Annotated in this window: 17 protein-coding genes and 1 pseudogene; 13 read left to right on the forward strand and 5 right to left on the reverse strand. The window is 46.2% G+C overall.

All coding sequences use genetic code 11. The annotated features are described in order from the left end of the window. Positions 1–195 precede the first annotated feature (195 nt). The 3 genes from MKX41_RS27605 (at position 196) to nadE (ending at position 3346) form a co-directional block, all read left to right on the forward strand. Positions 196–1818: a two-component system sensor histidine kinase NtrB gene (locus MKX41_RS27605; protein WP_340973995.1), complete on the forward strand. Its 1623-nt coding sequence runs from the start codon at positions 196–198 to the stop codon at positions 1816–1818. Between the two features lie 116 nt (positions 1819–1934). Continuing rightward, positions 1935–2369 (forward strand): BrxA/BrxB family bacilliredoxin, encoded by a 435-nt coding sequence (locus MKX41_RS27610; protein ID WP_042184644.1) that lies wholly within the window; start codon positions 1935–1937, stop codon positions 2367–2369. 167 nt (positions 2370–2536) lie between these two features. Continuing rightward, positions 2537–3346 (forward strand): ammonia-dependent NAD(+) synthetase, encoded by an 810-nt coding sequence (gene nadE, locus MKX41_RS27615; RefSeq protein ID WP_042184646.1) that lies wholly within the window; start codon positions 2537–2539, stop codon positions 3344–3346. Positions 3347–3432: 86 nt separating this feature from the next. Here nadE and MKX41_RS27620 read toward each other — a convergent pair whose 3' ends face one another. After that, positions 3433–4254: an alpha/beta hydrolase gene (locus MKX41_RS27620; protein ID WP_042184648.1), complete on the reverse strand. Its 822-nt coding sequence runs from the start codon at positions 4252–4254 to the stop codon at positions 3433–3435. A 207-nt stretch (positions 4255–4461) separates the two neighbouring features. On the opposite strand from MKX41_RS27620, the gene acpS reads away from it, so the two are divergent. Further along, positions 4462–4860, forward strand: coding sequence for a holo-ACP synthase (acpS, locus tag MKX41_RS27625; protein ID WP_340973998.1), 399 nt, complete (start codon positions 4462–4464; stop codon positions 4858–4860). A gap of 187 nt (positions 4861–5047) precedes the next feature. Beyond that, on the forward strand, positions 5048–6280 hold the full coding sequence (gene mutY / locus MKX41_RS27630) for an A/G-specific adenine glycosylase (protein ID WP_340975109.1): 1233 nt from the start codon (positions 5048–5050) through the stop codon (positions 6278–6280). A 427-nt stretch (positions 6281–6707) separates the two neighbouring features. On the opposite strand, the gene MKX41_RS27635 is transcribed toward mutY, so the two are convergent. Then, positions 6708–7316, reverse strand: coding sequence for a superoxide dismutase (locus MKX41_RS27635; protein WP_076285882.1), 609 nt, complete (start codon positions 7314–7316; stop codon positions 6708–6710). Between the two features lie 479 nt (positions 7317–7795). On the opposite strand from MKX41_RS27635, the gene MKX41_RS27640 reads away from it, so the two are divergent. The 5 genes and pseudogenes from MKX41_RS27640 to folE all read left to right on the forward strand — a co-directional run bounded on the left by MKX41_RS27640 (position 7796) and on the right by folE (position 11268). Next, positions 7796–8215, forward strand: coding sequence for a GNAT family N-acetyltransferase (locus tag MKX41_RS27640; RefSeq protein ID WP_036676822.1), 420 nt, complete (start codon positions 7796–7798; stop codon positions 8213–8215). Positions 8216–8405: 190 nt separating this feature from the next. After that, the gene (lepB, locus tag MKX41_RS27645) at positions 8406–9014 is read left to right on the forward strand and encodes a signal peptidase I (protein ID WP_076285881.1); all 609 of its coding nucleotides are present in this window, start codon (positions 8406–8408) and stop codon (positions 9012–9014) included. A gap of 36 nt (positions 9015–9050) precedes the next feature. After that, positions 9051–10247: pseudogene (gene queG, locus MKX41_RS27650) on the forward strand (tRNA epoxyqueuosine(34) reductase QueG); the annotation flags it as partial. A 130-nt stretch (positions 10248–10377) separates the two neighbouring features. Then, on the forward strand, positions 10378–10629 hold the full coding sequence (locus MKX41_RS27655; protein ID WP_042123938.1) for a YneF family protein: 252 nt from the start codon (positions 10378–10380) through the stop codon (positions 10627–10629). A 45-nt stretch (positions 10630–10674) separates the two neighbouring features. Next, the gene (gene folE, locus MKX41_RS27660; RefSeq protein WP_042123940.1) at positions 10675–11268 is read left to right on the forward strand and encodes a GTP cyclohydrolase I FolE; all 594 of its coding nucleotides are present in this window, start codon (positions 10675–10677) and stop codon (positions 11266–11268) included. A gap of 121 nt (positions 11269–11389) precedes the next feature. On the opposite strand, the gene MKX41_RS27665 is transcribed toward folE, so the two are convergent. Next, entirely contained in the window at positions 11390–12568 is a 1179-nt protein-coding gene (locus MKX41_RS27665; protein ID WP_076285878.1) for a Fe-Mn family superoxide dismutase, read from the reverse strand. 188 nt (positions 12569–12756) lie between these two features. After that, positions 12757–13797 (reverse strand): alpha/beta hydrolase, encoded by a 1041-nt coding sequence (locus MKX41_RS27670; RefSeq protein ID WP_076285877.1) that lies wholly within the window; start codon positions 13795–13797, stop codon positions 12757–12759. A gap of 271 nt (positions 13798–14068) precedes the next feature. On the opposite strand from MKX41_RS27670, the gene MKX41_RS27675 reads away from it, so the two are divergent. Further along, complete coding sequence (locus MKX41_RS27675; protein WP_340974002.1) at positions 14069–14812, forward strand: IclR family transcriptional regulator; 744 nt, start codon at positions 14069–14071, stop codon at positions 14810–14812. A 132-nt stretch (positions 14813–14944) separates the two neighbouring features. Here the strand turns inward: MKX41_RS27675 and acnA are convergent, their stop codons facing one another. Next, entirely contained in the window at positions 14945–17686 is a 2742-nt protein-coding gene (gene acnA, locus MKX41_RS27680) for an aconitate hydratase AcnA (protein WP_042184665.1), read from the reverse strand. Between the two features lie 270 nt (positions 17687–17956). Here acnA and MKX41_RS27685 point away from each other — a divergent pair, with 270 nt between their 5' ends. Together MKX41_RS27685 and MKX41_RS27690 are read left to right on the forward strand one after the other, a co-directional pair. Continuing rightward, entirely contained in the window at positions 17957–18988 is a 1032-nt protein-coding gene (locus MKX41_RS27685) for an amidase domain-containing protein (RefSeq protein ID WP_445671328.1), read from the forward strand. 22 nt (positions 18989–19010) lie between these two features. Next, positions 19011–20102, forward strand: coding sequence for a D-alanine--D-alanine ligase (locus MKX41_RS27690; protein WP_340974004.1), 1092 nt, complete (start codon positions 19011–19013; stop codon positions 20100–20102). Positions 20103–20128: the final 26 nt, after the last annotated feature.

The following is a 20128-nucleotide window of genomic DNA, read 5'->3' on the forward strand; positions in this document are numbered from 1 at the left end:
AACCAGTCTTGTCCGCTCACTTGGTTATAATCGTTGTCAGGAGAGTAATCCTGTGCTTTAATCTAGTCATGTAGGGGAATTTGTCCATTTTGGGGTGTGATTGTAATTATTGGCGCAATTAAGGATATATTATTGCAAATATCGGCAGCATGCTCCTTTCTATTTCTGATTCAGTGGTGGGTGGACCGAGGGCTTGTGGCTCGAAAAAAAGGTAGTTTCCCGGATAATCAAACTTTTTTGGTTTTGGCGTGTGCGTTAAGTCTTATGCTATGCTCTCTTCTTTCGACGACTTTATTCGGTATTGCTTATTTGAATTTAGGAATGATTCCTGCTTATATCGGTATTTTATATGGAACTGTACGTTCAGGCATTCTGCTGTCCATCTTTTTGCTTGTCTGTAATATATTCATTGCAGAGCCAGCAGGAATAAGTAATATGATATTAAATTCAGGAATATTATTATATCCGTTGCTGTTTGGGCTGGCTAAGCCTTTTAAGAAAGGCACAGTGGTAGAGAAGATAGGTATGTTATGGATGGTTCTTTGTCCGAATATGTTGTTCATTGCACTTGTGCCTATTATAGGTGGAAAAAATATATATGAGGCTCATTCTGGCGAGTCACTTTTGATTACTTTGTATCTATTTTTCAGCATCGCACTAGGCGGTGTTTTTGTTTATTTTGTTGAAATGGTCTGGAGTAGTTGGCGGGCTAAAATACATATGGAAAGTATAAGTGATAATTTCCAGTGGGAGTCTGAGAAGCTGCAGCAGATTACAAATGTAGTACCTCTGAGTATTATGTCCCTGGATGATCACGGAGTTGTGACCGACCTCAATGATTGTATGTTGGGAATGGCACGAATGCATTATCCCAATTTGAAAAGGGAAGATATTATTGGCAAGCCGGTTAGGGAATTTTTTAATGGTTCAGCGGATGTTGATGCATATATGAGGGTACGGGATAACATTCAGCATAAACGGCGTTCCCATGAGCGAATGATTCATGGAACGCGGATCTATCAAATTTATTCAGCACCACTAATGCATAAGAACTCAGGATTAACGAGTGGAGTGGTACTCATTGCACAGGATATTACGGATGAAGTGAAACTCCGCTCAGAGCTGGATCATGTGGAACGTTTGAGCTTAGTAGGGCAGATGGCAGCCGGAATTACCCATGAAATTCGTAATCCTATGGCGGTAGTTCGCGGATTTTTACAGCTAATGAGAGAAAAGAGCTCGGATGACTTGGATTCTTATTATCAGATCGTATTGGAGGAGCTGGATCGGGCGAATAGCATTATTAATGATTTCCTATCGCTGGCGCAAAGCCGGATATCTGATAAGGAGAAAGTGCTATTACACCGAGTTATAGAAGAAGTCAGTCCGCTGCTGTGGGCGGATGCTAATCTTCGTGGTCAAAGTGTTGAGCTAAAGCTGAACGCATCCATCCATGAATTGGAGTTAAACGTTCGGGAAATCAAGCAGCTTATCCTTAATTTAGGCCGAAACGGCATGGAGGCTATGGGATCCAAGGGGATTCTGACACTGGAAACACATAGTACTCAGGAACAAGTGGAGCTGATTGTAAGGGATAGAGGAATAGGTATGTCGGACAGTCAACGAGAGAAGTTGTTTTCCCCTTTCTTCACAACAAAAAGGGAGGGAACGGGTCTAGGGTTATCCTTGTGTCTCAGTATTGTGGAACGGCATAACGGTAAAATAACTGTAGATTCTGTAGAAGGAGAGGGTACAGTATTTACCATCTCATTCCCTTTAGTAAAGGAAGAATATAGCGAAGCCATGCTTGCGGATTGAATCAGGTTACTGTAGCATCTCTTGCTTTCACAGAGTATGAATGTATAATAAAGTTAGTAAGTACTGCTGTAATGTTATCTGACAAAACAGTAATCAGTGAAGGAGAGTGCAGAGAAATGTCCATGTCTTTTAATCAATATATGAGAGATTCGATTCAGCCTATGCGTGATGACCTTACAAGCATTGGGTTTCAGGAGCTTATGACTCCAGAAGAGGTGGAAGCCACTCTTCCTACCGCAAAAGGTACGGCGCTTGTAGTCGTGAATTCGGTCTGTGGTTGTGCCGCTGGACAATGCCGTCCTGGTGTAGCTCAGGCATTGCAAAATGAGATCGCTCCGGATCACTTGTTCACAGTGTTTGCAGGTCAAGAGAAAGAAGCTACTGCTAAAGCGCGTGAATATTTTGCTCCTTATCCGCCATCTTCCCCTTCCATCGCATTGATGAAGGATGGAGAGCTCGTTCATTTTATTGAACGCCATAGTGTTGAGAATCGTTCGGCTGCTGAAATTGCTGCTGAGTTGAAAGAAGTTTTTGATCGTTTTTGCAAGTAAAAAAGTTATTCCATATAATCTCGCATTAGTCGGTAATTCGGCTGTTGCGGGATTTTTCAAAATATAAGAGCGATAATGGGATAGAATATACTTAGAAGCATAGAGCTTCACTTGGTATGGATATTTTGATGATATGGAACCATTTCTGATGGAACGGGGTGTGGTTTGTGAGTTTACAGGAAGAAATTATTGCTGATCTTGGTGTGAAGCCAACGATTGATGTAGAAGCAGAGGTACGCAAACGGGTTGATTTCTTAAAGTCGTACGTGCTGAAGGCAGGTGCTAAAGGATTATTGATCGCCATTAGCGGCGGGGTGGACAGCGCGGTAGCTGCGGGTCTGTGTAAGCAGGCTACGGACGAGCTGTCGGCTCAAGAAGGCACAGAGTATATTACGCTTGGAGTATACCAGCCATATGGTGTTCAAGAGGATATCCAGCACAGCTATGATGTCGCAAAAGCTTTTAATCTGACCCATACCGTGGAGACAAACATTGAGGAAGCTGTAAATGAGATTGCGCTTGAAGTTGAGCATAGCCTGAAGTCCTTGGGCCAACATCGTCATATGACCCATCAAGGCAAGGGGAATGTTAAAGCGAGAACACGTATGGTTATGCAATATGCGCTCTCTTTTGAGAACAATCTGATTGTAGTAGGAACGGATCATGCTTCAGAAGCCATTACGGGTTTCTACACCAAGTGGGGGGATGGTGCTGTAGATATTACACCTCTATCCACACTTAACAAACGTCAGGTTCGTCAATTAGCTGCTCATATTGGTGTGCCTGCGGATATTGTTACTAAAGCACCTACGGCAGGCTTATGGCCGGGGCAGACGGATGAAACCGAGCTGGGCATTACTTATGACGATAATAGCGATTATTTGGAAGGCAAACAGGTTAACCCAGAGGTAGCGGAGAAACTCGAGAATTACTACCGGAGAACGGCGCATAAGCGCAATGTCATTCCTGGAATTTAGAATAGGTAGAAGTAGAAACCGCCACGGGTCTGCGTTGTAGCAGCTCTCGTGGCGGTTTTTTGTGAGATGGATAAGTTACAAGAATCTTAGTTAGCCAGCGTTTGATCGATAAAATTAGTGGTCGAAGCAATCGCAAGCTCCAATTGTGGGGTAGTGCCGGCAAAAGGATGCACAGTACCGAAGGTATGATTACCCTCAGGAATATGAACCCAGTTAATATCGGGCCGGAGTTCAGTGAGCTGCTCAGATCCTTGCCGGAGGTGCGCTCCATCCAGACTGCCTTGAATAAGAACAACTGGGAAGGACGCTGTCTTCATGCGTTCAAGGATATTATAACGTTCTTGTTGGTTCTCCATATCTTCTAAAATAACAGCATCCAGCGGCATTTGTTGACCCGTGCGTGCATTAAGGACGTGGGTTCGTCCTGTTTGCTTCATCTCCTGCTTTTGTTCTTCCGTCAACAAATCGAGCTTCGTAACCCCGTTCCAGGAGATGACCCCGCTAACTTCACTGGGATGGTCAAGCGTGTAGACCAGACAAATTCCCCCTCCAAGACTATGTCCTAGAAGGAATAAGGGTAAGCTGCCGAATTTCGGGTGCTGGCTAAGGTAGGACAACAGTATTTCCATGTCCTTCAGCTCGCGACGAAAGGTGTTGCGGGCGAATTTCTCAAGCTCGGTAAAATGCAGCAGATCCTCTCCGATTCCAGCATGAGAGAAGTTGAAGGTGATCACTTCATGATCTTGGCTGAGAGTAGTGGCTATGTAAGGAAACATCCCCCAATCTTTGAAGCCCTTGTAGCCGTGTGCAATAACGATAAGGCTCTTAGGTGCTTCTTGGGCAGGAAAGTGTGAGCAGCGGAGAACAGCGTCTTCACCAGCGGGTATTTCGAAATTACGATGCTGCATAGGGTAATCCCCTCTCTCTATATATAAATAAAGTAAATCAGCAAGTCCATCACGAAGGCGCCTAGATAGACTTCCAAAGCATTTTCTTTTAAGATAGCAGAAAGAATCTTATAGGACTATAATTTAAAATTGAAATGAATGACCTGTATAATGATCATACCATTATTGAAGTAGTATAGGATACACGTCCATAAGGAGCGTGAAATTTTGATTTACGGAATCGGACATGATGTGTTAGAAATTGAGCGAATTTCAGAGGTAATGCGCAGGGGACAGGGCAAGAAATTCAACCAGCGCATCCTAACGGAGCAAGAGTACCAGCTTGCTGAGCAACGAGGTGGAAGGTTGGCTGAGTTCGTAGCCGGGCGTTTTGCTGCCAAGGAAGCCGTTGTGAAGGCTTTAGGTTGTGGCATTGGTAATGTGGTTGGTTTTCAGGATATTGAGATATTACCTGACCGTAAAGGAAAGCCAGAAGTAACCTTATCACGCGAAGCCTGGAGCAGACTAGATCTACCTGAAGGACAGAAGTATACCATTCATCTTACGATAACACATGGCCGTGATTTGGCTTCAGCTTTTGCGGTGGTGGAGGAGCTAGGTTCATGAATTGAACCGTGATTATAGAAGGGCAAGGAGAGTTACAATGAAACAACAAGAACGACAGGATTTGCAGGAACGAGAAGAAGGACGAGAGTTAAAAAAAGGACAAGATCTGCAAAATCAAGATGAACGACCAAAACAGCTGGATTTTAAAGAAGGACAAGATAAACAAGATCAGGAGCTGCGAGAGCCCATGCAATATTTCAGTTATCATTTGCTGGAGTGGTATCAAGGGCAGAAGCGGGATTTGCCTTGGCGCAGGCACCGCAATCCTTATTATATTTGGATTTCTGAAATTATGCTGCAACAGACAAGGGTAGATACGGTAATCCCTTATTTTAATCGTTTTATTGAACGCTTTCCGACGGTGGAGTCACTCGCTGACGCCCCTGAAGAAGACGTGCTTAAGTGTTGGGAAGGCTTAGGATATTATTCCCGCGCACGTAATATACAGCATGCAGCCAAGCAGGTAAAGGAGCTTTATGGTGGACAGGTGCCGAATGACCGTGATGCGGTGTTCAGCTTAAAGGGAGTGGGTCCTTACACAGCAGGGGCTATTCTCAGCATCGCGTTTAATCGGCCAGAGCCAGCGGTAGATGGTAATGTAATGCGGGTGTTGTCCCGATACTTCCTCATCGAGGATGATATCGCTAAGGGACCCACCCGCGTGAAAATGGAGCGCCTGGCGGCTGAGCTGATCCCGGAGGGGGAAGCTGCCTCATTTAATCAGGCGCTTATGGAACTCGGGGCGCTCGTATGCACCCCGAAATCACCGAGCTGCTTAACCTGCCCGGTGATGGAGCATTGCGCTGCGCGCCTGGCGGGCTGCGAGACTTCGCTGCCCGTCAAGACCAAGGCCAAGCCGCCGCGCCCAGAGGAGCGGCTGGCGGCCTTAATCGAGGGCCGCGGTGCCCACGCGGGCCAAGTGCTCATCCGGCAGCGGCCACAAAGCGGGCTGTTAGCCCGCATGTGGGAGCTGCCGCACTGGCAGGCGCCGCCAGCGGAAGGCGGCGCCAAGAGCGCGCGGCTGCCGGAGGCCGCGGCGCTGGACCGGCTGCGCCGGTCACTGCGGCAGGCCGGGATCTCAGCCCGGCCTGAGGAGCACTGGATGGCTGCTGAGCATATCTTCAGCCATATTGTGTGGACCCTGCAGGTGTATCGCTGCAGGGAGGAGGACGCCCTTCCGCTGCCAATAGCGGCAGAAGGACGGGCAGCCTACACCGCGGATGCAGGCCTGTTCCCAGAGATGGACAGCAGCGTGCCCATCGAGAAATTTGAGGATGGTAATGCTAGTCCAGAGGATGGCGGAGCCGTGCGCTGGATCAGTCGTGAGGACATGGCTAATTATGCGTTTCCTAATGTCTTCTTGAAGCTGCTGAATCTTTATTTCGATGAGCAGGAAGAGCTGGCGAAGGCGGGGAAGTAGAGAATGTTTGATGTAGAAGTATGGGATGTAAGCAAAGTATGGAATGTACTATGCTTACATCTAATTGCTTCTGTTGTTTTATGACCTCAAGAGTGATCAAAATTGATTTTAGGGAATTATTCCCTGAAATCATGCCCTTTCCGCCTATTTTTAATCATTTTAGGGAAAACCTCCCTAAAAATTCGGTGAATATCTTATTTATGCTCCAGAACCGCTGGTTTTTAGGGAAGTTTTCCCTTATTACTAGTGTTTATGGAGAATATCGCTGAATTTTAGGGAGTTTTTCCCTAATTATAGTAAGACGAAGGCTATTTGGGGACTCTGCCCAGTAGAGCAACATAAAAAAAGGTATCCCGCAGCCTATTAGGCCAGGGGATACCTTTTTAAATTGGCTATTAAGCTATAAGCTCAAGCCGAATTTAATTCCTTATTTCGAGCTTTCGTAACGTTTGCCAACTTCTTCCCAGTTTACTACGTTCCAGAACGCTTTGATGTAATCAGGGCGTTTGTTTTGGTAGTTCAGGTAGTAAGCGTGCTCCCATACATCAAGTCCGAGGATTGGAGTAGCGCCTTCGCTGATTGGGTTGTCTTGGTTAGGTGTGCTTGTTACTGCCAGTTTGCCATCTTTAACAACTAGCCAAGCCCAGCCACTGCCGAAACGAGTGGTTGCTGCTGCTGCGAAATCTTCTTTGAATTTTTCGAATCCGCCCAGTTCGCTGTCAATAGCTGCTGCAAGTGCGCCAGTTGGTGCGCCGCCGCCGTTTGGTCCGATAACTTCCCAGAACAAGGTGTGGTTAGCGTGTCCGCCACCATTGTTACGAACAGCAGTGCGGATAGCTTCTGGTACAGCGTTCAGATCTGTAAGAAGTTCTTCGATGCTTTTGCTTTGCAATTCAGGTGCCTTTTCCAAAGCTGCGTTCAGATTAGTCACATATGTGTTATGGTGTCTATCATGGTGAATTTCCATCGTCAAAGCGTCGATGTGTGGTTCGAGTGCGTTGTTTGCATAAGGAAGTGCTGGTAATTGAAATGCCATGGAAAAATCCCTCCTGAGTATATTAGAATTTGTATAGATAAAGAACTTCGGCGGTTTATCGTCAAAATTCTTTATTGTTGATATGTACTATAGGGTATCTCCCAATAGGATACTTTAATTAAACAGTATCTGGATCAATAATGCAACACTAAACAAACATAAATGTTTATAAAGTATGTTGGGAGTGTAAACAGGATCATCAATTGTATTTAAAATGTTAAAATAAAGAGCCGTCACCCCATAGACATAACTCTGTATAATTACCCTTATAATGAAACAATGAATCTCAACCAAAATGTAAACGCTTGATATTAAGCGCTTTCAAAAGAAAAATGATGATATCACGAGAAAAGTGTGCTTTAATAGATTTAAAAGCAGGTATTCCTCGGTATTTGATGCTTTTTTTTATTTTCTCAATGTTAAGGGAACCCCTTCTTTTTGTTAAATTCATAAGCCATAGACAAGGGAGATTTTAAAGAATGCACGTTCGTTCCTTTCAATTAAGCGACGTTAGCCCTGTGACTGATTTGCTGCAAACAGCATTATCGGAAGAATGTTTCGAGAACACTATCGAGCCTTTCTCCAGGCAGCTTTCATGGGATTCAGATCTCATTGTAGTTGCGGAAGATGAAGAAGAAATTGTTGGAGCACTGATTGGTACGATTGAGAAAAACCACGGTTGTTATTTCCGGATTGCTGTACATCCTGATTATCGCCGCAGAGGAGTCGGTAGAAGTCTGGTATCGGCTATGGAATCCAGGTTTCAAGCTCGTAAGGTTAGTGGTATCTACGTAGCCGTCGATGAGCATAATTCTTTTGCATTGCCATTGTATGAAGCTATGGGATATAGCGAGAATCAAATTTTTAAATCTGTCCGGAAGCTGAGCATTGTTGGGTAATTTTGATCACTCAGCTGCGTAAGCGGAAACATTTACTAAATATAGAACTATAGTTGATGATATAGTCTGTTTCACTCATACTCAAGCGTATTTTCCAGAAGTCCATTACTAATGGCTGGGAGATATGCTTTTTTATTGTTATAATATCTGCAAGTATAGACATCAATAATTGAGAATAAGAGGTGACATATTGAGTCAGGAGTCCCAAGTAGAGTTCATGCGTAATCGGAAGCAAAGACATAGATCCTCCAGATCAAAGAAAGGCTTTGGTGGTCGTTTGGCCGCGGAATTGAAGGATTGGTTGCTTACAGCGGTAGTTGTATTTGCGGTAATGTCGGTTCTTAATATTTTTGTGTTCAATATATCAACGGTTAAAGGTCAGTCTATGCAGCCAACGCTTGTGGAAGGTGAGAGGCTCTTTATTAATAAGCTTTCATTGATGTTTGTAAACCCAAAACACGGGGATGTCGTCATTCTTCATGATCCTAGCACTGGACCAAGTCGGAAGGACTTTTTAGTAAAACGAGTCATTGGCATACCTGGAGATATCATAGAAGTGAAGGATCACCAGTTATATGTGAATGGAAAAATAGTGAATGAGCCGTATATAGATACCGAGATTGAAGACCCGGATTTCGCGGCGTTAACTGTGGAGAGCGGAAACTATTTTGTCATGGGAGATAACCGTCATGCTTCAGCAAGCAAAGATAGTCGTTATTTCGGCTCCATCCCACAGGACATGATTGTAGGCAGGGCGGATTATATCTGGTGGCCGCTGTCTAAACTGAAAGGGTTATAAGAATTTTATCGATAACATGAAAAGGAGAAGGCGGAAATGAACAATACATTTCAGTCACCGTATGCACCCCCGCCTTCCAAGTGGGCACAGCTTAAAGCGGAGATTCAGGAGGCTGCGACGTCACTCGGTATTGATGATATCGGGTTTACTACAGCAGAGCCTTTTTTATATCTGAAAAATATTTTGCAAGACCACCGAGACAAAGGATATGAATCTGGTTTCGAGGAACCGGATCTGGATAAAAGGACAATCCCCGCTCTGAGCTCTGGGGACAAGCCCTTATCTATTATTTCAATTGCTGTGGCCTATCCTTCCAAAATGGAGAATCCTCCAAAATCTGAGCCAGGTGCACGAAGAGGTATTCTCGCCCGAGCATCATGGGGCAGGGATTATCATCATGTGCTGAGGGAGGCCTTAAGTAAGTTAGAGGACTTTATTCATGAGCGTGTGCCGGAGGCTGTGCTGGAAAGTATGGTCGATACCGGTGTGCTGGTAGATAGAGCGGTTGCGGAAAGAGCAGGAATAGGCTTCAGCGGCAAAAACTGTTCCATCATCTCGCCCAAATGGGGATCTTGGATTTATCTAGGGGAGATGGTTACGAACATTCCTTTTGCTCCGGATGAGCCTGTTGAAGAAGGCTGTGGGGAATGTACCAAGTGTATTGATGCTTGTCCAACCGGCGCGCTGGTGGGTCCGGGTCAACTTAACGCGCAGGCTTGTATTTCTTTTCTGACGCAGACCAAAGGATTTCTGAGTGATGAATACATGACCAAGATTGGCAACCGTCTATACGGCTGTGACACCTGCCAGATTGTATGTCCCAAGAATCGAGGGAAGAACTGGAATCATCGCCCTCAGATGCTGCCTGATCCTGAGATCGTGAAGCCATTGTTAATGCCAATCCTGGATCTTAGCAACCGTGAATTCAAAGAGAGATTCGGAAATAGCTCTGCTGCCTGGAGAGGCAAAAAGCCGATGCAACGAAATGCGATCATCGCTCTCGGTAATTTCAAGGAAGTAGAAGCGGTGCCAAAGCTAACAGAAATTGTTCTGAAAGAGTCGCGGCCTGAGATGCGAGGCACTGCTGCTTGGGCGCTGGGACGCATCGGTGGTGAGGAGGCTCTAGCTGCTGTTGAATCGGCTTTAGAGCGCGAAGAGCATGACACGGTAAAAGAAATGCTGAGCCGGGCACAGGATGTGCTCCTTACTGCGAAGCAGGCACGAGAGGACAGCGATGTTTAATGAAGGAAAAAGATCATAGACAGGTTGCATATTCCCAATTGCTGTCCAGTTCTCGAAATGCTATGATAGATTCGCGTGCCATATGGCGATGCAGACAATAGAGTGTAGAGGTGGGCTTTAGATGAATATCGCATTACCTATTATTACATTGGTCGTAGGTCTCATCGGTGGATTTTTTATCGGTGTGTATTATCTGCGCAGACAAATGACAACTATGCAGAATGATCCTGAAATGCTGCAAAAGGTTGCGAAACAAATGGGTTATAACCTGAATGGGAAACAAATGCAACGTGCCCAACAGATGATGAAGAATCAGAACCAGACAGGCGCCCGACCAGGAGCAGCTAAAGGGAATAAACGTAGAAGTAAGTAACCGGGTCCGGATAGAAATTATACGGGTGCGGAAGGGGGAGACATCATGGGGAACATCAATGAATACGTGAACGGTAAAGTATCAGAGAACCGTGAGCAAATCGAGTATCACGTTGAGAAAATATTAGAATTAATCGGTGAAGATACCGGCCGCGAGGGACTGCTTGAAACACCAGCACGTGTTACGCGGATGTACGAGGAGATATTCGGCGGTTATTCGATAGATCCCCGCGAGGCGCTCGGTGTTACTTTTGATGAGTCTCATGAAGAGCTAGTGATCGTGAAGGATATCGTCTATTACAGCCAATGTGAGCATCACATGGCTCCTTTCTTCGGTAAAGTGCATATTGGATACATTCCGAGCGGACGGATTGCTGGACTCAGCAAATTAGCTCGTCTAGTTGAAGCAGTGAGTCGGCGTTTGCAGGTTCAAGAGCGCATTACGACGCAAATTGCGGATATTATGACGGAGGTACTAAGCCCTCACGGCGTTATGGTCGTTGTGGAAGGTGAACATCTTTGTATGTGCGCACGTGGAGTGAAGAAGCCAGGAAGTAAGACGGTAACCATGTCTACTAGAGGGGTCTTCCGGGAGGATGCCGCCGCTCGTGCGGAGTTTCTGAGCTTGATTAAAGAATAGTATATAGAGGTGTCTATACCTCGAAATTAGAAGGACCCATCATTCACTTTTTGTGAACGATGGGTCCTTTTGGGTCAATATAAGCGAATAGAAGTGATGTTTTCTACGAAGTGGTAAGAGATCAGTAAGGCTTCCATGCCAGTTTACTGGCAGCCGCATAACGCTCTGACACATATGGCCAGTTGACGACCTTCCACCAATCGTTAATATAATCCGCACGATTATTCTGATGTTTCAGATAGTAGGCATGTTCCCATACATCCAAGGCCAAGAGCGGAACAACGTCCCATTGCGATAAATTTTGATGTTTTTCCGCAGTGAGAATTTCTAGTCTATGGCTACGTGGACTCCAGACGAGAATGGCCCATCCGCCACCTTCTACTTTATTCGCAGCTTCGGTGAACTGTTTCTTGAAGCTGTCATAGCTTCCAAAGCTTTGTTCTATAGCTTCTAGTAAAGCACCTGTTGGGCGGCCCCCGCCTTGCGGAGACATCACGTTCCAAAAGATCGTGTGAAGATAGTGGCCTGCACCATTAAAGGCTAATTCTCTCTCCCAATGTTTAACGAGATCGAAGTCACCGTTCTTACGGGAATCTGCTAATTTAACTTCAGCCTTGTTTAATCCATCTACATAACTTTGATGGTGCTTATCGTGATGAATTCTCATCGTCTTTTCGTCAATATAAGGTTCTAGTGCATTATAGGCGTAAGGCAAGGGAGGTAGCGTATGGCCGCCAATGGGTACCGCGTCGTTTTTATCGCGGATATCAGGAACAGTGTCAGTAAAAGTAGAAAATCCATCATTCCGCATAGTATCGTCTGTATCGATGTTTACGACATAATCCTCTGTGTAATCACGCATGACTTGTGAAAGCTTTCCGGGCGAGCTGAGTGTCTGCAGTACGGCTAAGAAGTATTCTGATTCGCGAATAATATGCAGAATCACAGTAGTTGCAAGGGGGACGGCTTTGACCGCTGCGCTACTCTCCATGATGGCAAAGAGCTGCCGGACGAACTCTTGGGATTGATTGCAGGAGATATGTAGCAGTTTCTCCGTTTCCGCAGTGAGTTCTGCCTGTGGCGGAGGAGAAGAGGAAAGGGCAGCATTCAATAGCTGCTGTGCCGCCTGCTCAGTTGCACCAAAAACAACGGCCCATTCATCGAGGAGTTTCACATAAGGATCCTCTAATTTAGGTACGATCGCTTTGATGACTTCGGTATGCTCTTTCTCTTGTGTTTTCCAAAATACGATTTCTTCCAGGATACGTACTGGCAGCATCGGCCCGTATACATATAGCATGCCAAGAAAACCTCCCGTGATATGTCTTTATCAGTCCATTATATGAACGGTCTTGGAAGGTTATGAAGAACATAAACTTAGAGTGCCTCTTTGGCTTCTTTCTTTCCAGGGGATGAAAACAGCCTCTTCCTAGGATACATTTCTTTCTGTCCCTGGAAGAGGCTGTTCGTATGGTTATTAGCGCTTAGTTAATTACTTGCCATCGCCGGCTGATCGCCATTATTATTTTTGGCCAGATGGACATTCCCTAAAAAAGCGGAGACCCGCCGCAAATACTCACGGGGATGCTCGCGGAACAACAGCTCATGATGACTACCTTCAATGATCCAGGAATCAGAGAACGGATTGTTCTGATTTGCTGCTAGTTCTTCGGCAATAGGATAAGGGGCTTTATCGTCTTTGGTTCCATGCATGAAAAGGATTGGGAAAGGATAATCTTTGGATTTAACCTTTGCATAAGGAATCTGATCTAGTCCCGTACCGTTCAGTACCGGGAACAGCATTTCCATGATCGCCAGGGAAGGTTGGCGCGGCAGATCGATATTCTGCTTGATATTATGATACAGCGTGTCTGGTTCTAACAAAAAGGTGCTGTCCAGAATCATCGCGTCGATGTCCTCAGATACTAATCCTGCTTGCAGTGCTGTGCCAGCACCCATGGAGAAGCCCCAAACAACGAGCTCTTTAGCCCCGCGTTCCTTTGCGAAATCAATGGCGCCTAGAAGCTGCTGGGATTCTTTTTTGCCGCCGGTTGCAATATCCTTATTACCTTGGGCAGCAAATCCGTAATCAAACATTACGACATTGAAATTCAGACTGTGTGCATAGTGAGCGAGATCGTACATAGGTACCCAAGACTCTTCGCGGTTGGCACCATAGCCATGACTGAACACGATAGTCTTAGTGGCATCCTTGGCTGGAATATACCAGCCGTTCATCATGCGACTGCCATCCTTAGCTGGGAAGGTTACATCCTCGTAGGCGAGGCCTTTGGCCATCATAGGATTGGAGTACAGTGGCGCGACGGTTGGATTGGATAGTACCCAAGCGATGTAGCCATGGAGCGAGACAAAACAAAATGCTAAAAAGAAAAATATAGATAATAGCAATGCAACGATAATATGCTTAACACGGATCATCCGCAGCGATAGTCGTGATGAACTGCCCTGTTTAGGTAGTTTAGGACGACGGGAGACTGACGTGCCGGCTCGGCTGGTTGTCAGATCCATAAGGTCCCCTCCTAAGTATGATGTGAGTACTAGTGCCTAGGATAATTTGTCGAAAATGATACTAAAGCATTAGTATATTTAATATGTTTATCGTAAGTTGAAGCACTTACAAAGTCAATGAATTAGACCGTTTTGTAATGTAACTGTAAAGTGCGGACCAGTCTTTATCGGCTCAGTGAATATACTGGACTTTCCGTAGAGTTTTGCACTAAGATAGAGTTAATTATAATGTAACCGCGTTTCATTTGATGAAACACGAGGGGGGATTACTGTGGAGGACCGAAAGCTAACGGTACGCGCGGTTGAACGTGCGCTCGACATATTACTTTGTTTTACGCAGGACAGTGATTTAGGGTTAACGGAGATCGCATCAAAGATTGACTTACATAAGAGTACAGTCCACAGATTGCTGGCAACACTAGAGGAAAAGGGCTTTCTTATTCGCAATCCGGCGACAGAAAAATATAGGTTGGGTATACGAATCTGGGAGTTGTCTACGCATCTGCCTGCTTTTGACGAGTCGGGAGCGGTATTGCTGCCATCTATGGAACGGCTGAGAGATCGACTCGGTGAGACGGTAAGTCTTTACTTAAGGGATGGTATTGAACGCGTACGTATTCAGGCGGTACAGAGCCAGCAGGCGATCCGTAGAGTCGCACAGATAGGTGCGAGGCTGCCATTATCTGTAGGGGCGTCGAGTAAGGTGTTAGCAGCGTATGCACCACCTGAGGTGTTGAGAGAATTGCTGGAGAGTTCGGAGTGGCCAGATTACGTTGAGAAGAGTGTATACAAAGATCAGCTTAATGAGATCATCCGGCTGGGGTATGCCACGAGTTTCGAAGAACGTGAGTCTGGTGCGGCCGCTGTGGCGGTACCTGTCACAGGCCGTAGTGGAAATGTGATTGCGGCGTTATCGCTGTCAGGGCCGGTCAGCCGCCTGTCTAGGGATACGTTAGTGGAGTATGCCGCCATCTTGAAGGAAGCAGCAAGTGAAATGGGCATGATGATTCCATAGCCCAACATGAGAAAAACGGCCAGTCTCCGGATGATCGGAGGCTGGCCGTTTAATATCCAAATATAATAAGACAAGGGAGTGTCTCTAGCCTTAATGGCCAGAGGGCACTCCCTTGTGCGTCTTACGATAAACCTATTCTACAGATACAGCCGAAGAATCTGTGGCATCCGCCAGCATTTGACGAAGTACAGTTTGTAGAATACCACCATTGCGATAGTAATCAATATCAACCGTACTGTCGAGGCGTGCTGTGACAGGGAAATCGAACTGAGTACCGTCTTCACGGGTAGCGGTAACAGTTAGATCTTGGCTTGGCGTCACCTCGTTATCGAGACCGGTAATGTTGAAGGTCTCGCGTCCGGTCAGTCCCAAGCTGCTCCAGCCGTGGCCTTCCTGGAATTGCAGTGGAAGCACACCCATACCAACCAGATTGCTGCGGTGAATCCGCTCAAAGCTCTCAGCGATAACAGCTTTAACACCCAACAGAAGCGTGCCCTTGGCAGCCCAGTCACGTGAGCTTCCTGTGCCGTATTCTTTACCGGCGATAACGATGAGATTCTGTCCAGCGTCCTGATACAGCATGGAAGCGTCATAGATGGACATGACTTCATCGCTTGGTAGGAAGGTTGTAACTCCGCCTTCTGTACCTGGAGCTACTGCGTTACGAATCCGAATATTAGCGAATGTACCACGCATCATGACTTCATGATTTCCGCGGCGTGAGCCGTAGGAGTTGAAGTCTGCACGTTCTACACCATGATCGCGTAAATATTCGCCGGCAGGACCAGAGGTAGAGATATTACCTGCAGGTGAGATATGGTCGGTGGTTACGGAATCAGCAAGCAACGCCAGAACGCGTGCATCCTTGATATCCTTGATGTCTCCCAGACCGTCTGCCAGATGTTCAAAGAATGGAGGATTCTGAATATACGTGGAATTATCATCCCACTCATACAGCTCGCCTTGTGGAACAGGGATAGAATTCCAACGTTCATTAGCAGTGAATACATTCTCGTATTTACGACGGAACATCTCCGGACTAAGGGAGAGACCGATAGCTTCACGAATTTCAGCAGTAGTTGGCCAAATATCCTTCAGGAATACTGGCTCACCTTGTGGATCAAATCCAAGCGGTTCAGTCTGCAAATCGATATTTACAGTGCCAGCCAGTGCGTAAGCAACTACGAGCGGCGGTGAAGCCAAGTAGTTGGCTTTGACCTGAGCATGTACGCGGCCTTCAAAGTTACGGTTACCGGAGATTACAGCAGCTACGGTCATATCGTTATCAGTGATGGCTTGGCTAACCTCTTCAGGCAATGGACCGGAGTTACCGATACAAGTAGCACAGCCATATCCCGCCAAGTAGAAGCCCAGTGCTTCAAGTGGCTTCAGCAAGTCTGCTTTTTCCAAATATTCAGTAACAACCAATGATCCTGGAGTCAAGCTGCTCTTAACGTATGCTGGTTTGGTCAAACCACGTTCCACAGCTTTTTTCGCCAAAAGACCTGCACCAAGCATAACGCTAGGGTTAGAAGTATTCGTACAGCTTGTAATCGCTGCGATCACGACCGCGCCTGTGCTTAGCTTGCTTTTGGTGCCATTTTTATGTTCTATTTCTACAGCTTGGGCGATTTTCTCATCGCTGAGACCGTAACCGCCTTTGTCTACAGGTGTACGGATAATACCTTCGAAATTTTCTTTCATATGCGTAAGTTCGATCCGGTCTTGCGGACGTTTTGGTCCAGCCAAGCTTGGAACGACAGAAGCTAGGTCAAGTTCAATTACATCGCTGAACTCAGGATCTGGCGTATTCGAAGTGCGGAACATGCCTTGTGCTTTGTAATAAGACTCAACGAGCTCTACCAGATCATCTGGACGACCTGTGCTGCGAAGATAAGCAAGTGTCTCTTCATCTACAGGGAAGAAACCGATCGTTGCTCCGTATTCTGGCGCCATGTTAGCAACCGTTGCCCGGTCAGCAAGACTGATGTTAGCAAGACCAGGACCGTAGAATTCGACGAATTTGCCGACTACGCCCTTTTTACGCAACATTTCAGTCACAGTCAGTGCCAAGTCTGTTGCTGTAGCCCCTTCGATAAGACTGCCTGTAAGCTTGAAGCCCACTACATCTGGTGTAACAAAATAGAGCGGTTGTCCGAGCATACCTGCTTCAGCTTCAATACCGCCTACACCCCAGCCCACAACACCAAGTCCATTGATCATCGTAGTGTGGGAGTCCGTTCCAACAAGGGAATCTGGATAAACGACAGTTTCACCATCGATAGTTTTAGTGGTGGCTACGGAAGCCAAATACTCCAAATTCACCTGATGCACGATACCGGTAGCTGGAGGAACTGCGCGGAAATTATTGAAAGCGGTCTGTGCCCAGCGAAGGAAACGGTAGCGTTCCTCGTTGCGCTCAAACTCCACGTTCATATTGTATTCCAAAGCGTCTGCCGTACCGAAAGCATCAACCATAACAGAGTGGTCAATTACAAGGTCAACGGGAACGAGCGGGTTGATCTGTTTAGGATCTCCGCCGGCTTTCTTTACGGTGTCACGCATAGCTGCCAGATCTACGACTACCGGAACACCGGTAAAGTCCTGAAGTACGATACGAGCAGGGATAAACGGAATTTCTTTATTGCGATCAATGTCGCCTGACCAATCAGCCAATTGTTTCACATGTTCTTCTGTAATCGCCCGTCCGTCAAATTGACGAACAGCCGCCTCAAGTAATACTTTGATCGAGAAAGGAAGGGAAGAGATAGAGCCCAATCCTTGTTCCTCAAGGGAGTTAAGATCATAATAGCGATAAGATTTGCCACCTGATTCCAGGGTGCGGGCCAACGAGAAATGATCCTTGCTTGGCATATGTGCGCCTCCTTGTTTCATCTATTGAAACTCAATTTCACATTGCATGTTATTTAATTATAACGGTTACAAAGAGGGGAGTAAAGTTTTTTTTCCTATATATAAAGCCCGAATATCGCATCTCAGAAACCATTTAGATTTACCTCTAAAACGTAAGCTATAAGCAAAGCATATGCCCTACCATGTAAATTGAAGCGATCTGTATAGCGGCCTGTTTCCTTTCATATACATAGAGCAGTAGTTAAAAGGGAATGAAGGGGTGCGAGTATAATGGAACAACAGTGGAAGCAGAGTCTATATGTATATGTAGATCAAGTGAATAAGGCCAAGGTGGAACCTAAGTCCTCATCGCAAACAGTTTCCGTATCCGTTAAAGATCCACGTTTTCTGGTGGAGCAAGGGGAACGTTCACGCCGTATCGCTGAATGGTATACCGCTCGTGGGATCACTCCGCTGCGTGGGGAAACAGGTGTGAAGACTTTACGGACCGTCCGGCAGACTCCGAATGAGGTGGTAGCAGAGGTTACGCTGCATAGTGCACTTTATTATGAAAAAGGAGGCGTTAACCACCGCGAGGATAGGGTTGAGCTGGAGCGGTTGACCTTTGTGCGGGACGGAGGGGGCTGGGAAATCGCTGCTATAGAACGAACTATTCCCGAAAGGAATACAGTTCATAGAGCTGAGGCGGAGTTATCAGGCAGGTTGTCCAAATGGGGGGAAGCTTTGCCTGCTCCGCTGCCATCACAGCCCCTTTTAAACCGGAATATTCTTGGTGAGATCTCGGGCTCAAGAGAGGTTCGCTACAACCGTGAAGAAGCGGTGGCTTATGCCGATCGTTGGTGGAAAGACGGGAATCCGGAGTTCGAAACATTTGAGGTAGATTGTACGAATTATGTCTCCCAATGCCTCTTTGCAGGGGGCGCGCCTATCAACTATACTGGTAAAAGAGAAACGGGTTGGTGGTACAAAGGCTACCAAGGAAAACAAGAATGGTGGAGTTATAGCTGGGCTGTATCAGACAGTCTGCAGCGCTATTTGAGCGTTAGCCGGAGCAGTGGCTTGCGTGCGGAAGTCATGGAGCGGCCGGAGCAATTGATGCTGGGCGATATCATTCAATATGACTGGGATGGTAACGGGCAATATCAGCACAGCACGATCGTCACGGCCTTTGATGCTGGTGGCATGCCGCTTGTGAATGCACGTACAGTTAGCAGTCGTCATCGCTTCTGGGACTATCGTGATTCCTACGCATGGACGGATCAAACGAAATACCGTTTTTTTCATATTAACGACTATTTATAAGACAGAAAGAGGTTATAAAGGTATGGGGAACGCAAAACTAACCGTAGGGCTGGTGTACGGGGGCAAATCCGGAGAACATGAGGTATCGCTACAGACGGCTTTTGCCGTGATGAACTCATTTGATTACGATAAATATGAGATTATCCCTTTTTATATTTCAAAACAGGGCTTGTGGAAAGTCGGAGAGACGTTATCGGTACCTTATAGTGAGGTAGAGCAGCTCAAGCTTTCAGATGCAACGGAAGATATGGGCACAGCCCTGAATGTAGTATTTAGTGGACTATCCGGTGCGGATAAAGCGGTGGACGTTATGTTCCCACTGCTGCACGGCACGTATGGCGAGGACGGAACAATTCAAGGGTTGTTCGAAATGGCGAATATTCCTTACATTGGGGCTGGTGTTCTTGCCTCTTCGGCAGGAATGGATAAGGTTGTTATGAAGAAGCTATTCGCTGATGCAGGTCTGGATCAGTGTGAATATTGTTATTTTAACATCAGCGCTTGGAAAAGAAAAAGCTATGAGTTGATTGTGGGTGTAGAGGATAAACTGGGATATCCAGTATTCGTAAAGCCTGCTAATCTGGGCTCAAGTGTAGGTATTTCTAAGGCTTCTGATAAGGAAAGTCTTGTGAAAGCTATAGATTTCGCCCTCCGTTATGACACCAAAGTCATTATTGAGGAATTCGTGGATGCTCGTGAGGTAGAGGTCGGTGTGCTCGGAAATGATGAGCCAGAGGCCTCTGTTCCGGGTGAAATCGTTTCTTCTGGAGAATATTATGACTACGCAGCTAAATATACGGACGGTAAATCGCAAATGATGATTCCTGCGCCAGTAGATTCTGAAGTTGCTGATCGTTTGCGGGAGTCCGCGATAACCGCTTTTAGAGCGATTGAGGGTAGCGGGATTACCCGGGCGGATTTCTTCCTGCGGAGATCGGATGGTAAAATTCTAATTAACGAAGTGAATACGATGCCTGGCTTCACTCCTTACAGCATGTATCCGCTATTGTGGCGTGAGACAGGTGTATCCTATAGAGCTCTGTTAGACCGTATGATTGAGTTAGCCTTAGAGCGCTATAATTTCAAACAAGGTCTTAAGTATGACAATGAGTAATTGAAGCTACTAGCGGGTTCATCCCG

The organism is Paenibacillus sp. FSL R5-0475, from assembly GCF_038004585.1.
GTDB lineage: Bacteria > Bacillota > Bacilli > Paenibacillales > Paenibacillaceae > Paenibacillus_AQ.

What these genes read in the sequence shown, in the direction of transcription:
- MKX41_RS27610 (WP_042184644.1), top strand. Translation starts at nt 1,935, where the DNA reads ATGTCCATGTCTTTTAATCAATATATGAGAGATTCGATTCAGCCTATG.
- MKX41_RS27620 (WP_042184648.1), bottom strand. Translation starts at nt 4,254, where the DNA reads ATGCAGCATCGTAATTTCGAAATACCCGCTGGTGAAGACGCTGTTCTC.
- mutY (WP_340975109.1), top strand. Translation starts at nt 5,048, where the DNA reads ATGCAATATTTCAGTTATCATTTGCTGGAGTGGTATCAAGGGCAGAAG.
- MKX41_RS27635 (WP_076285882.1), bottom strand. Translation starts at nt 7,316, where the DNA reads ATGGCATTTCAATTACCAGCACTTCCTTATGCAAACAACGCACTCGAA.
- MKX41_RS27640 (WP_036676822.1), top strand. Translation starts at nt 7,796, where the DNA reads ATGCACGTTCGTTCCTTTCAATTAAGCGACGTTAGCCCTGTGACTGAT.
- MKX41_RS27655 (WP_042123938.1), top strand. Translation starts at nt 10,378, where the DNA reads ATGAATATCGCATTACCTATTATTACATTGGTCGTAGGTCTCATCGGT.
- folE (WP_042123940.1), top strand. Translation starts at nt 10,675, where the DNA reads ATGGGGAACATCAATGAATACGTGAACGGTAAAGTATCAGAGAACCGT.
- MKX41_RS27665 (WP_076285878.1), bottom strand. Translation starts at nt 12,568, where the DNA reads ATGCTATATGTATACGGGCCGATGCTGCCAGTACGTATCCTGGAAGAA.
- MKX41_RS27670 (WP_076285877.1), bottom strand. Translation starts at nt 13,797, where the DNA reads ATGGATCTGACAACCAGCCGAGCCGGCACGTCAGTCTCCCGTCGTCCT.
- acnA (WP_042184665.1), bottom strand. Translation starts at nt 17,686, where the DNA reads ATGCCAAGCAAGGATCATTTCTCGTTGGCCCGCACCCTGGAATCAGGT.
- MKX41_RS27685 (WP_445671328.1), top strand. Translation starts at nt 17,957, where the DNA reads ATGGAACAACAGTGGAAGCAGAGTCTATATGTATATGTAGATCAAGTG.
- MKX41_RS27690 (WP_340974004.1), top strand. Translation starts at nt 19,011, where the DNA reads ATGGGGAACGCAAAACTAACCGTAGGGCTGGTGTACGGGGGCAAATCC.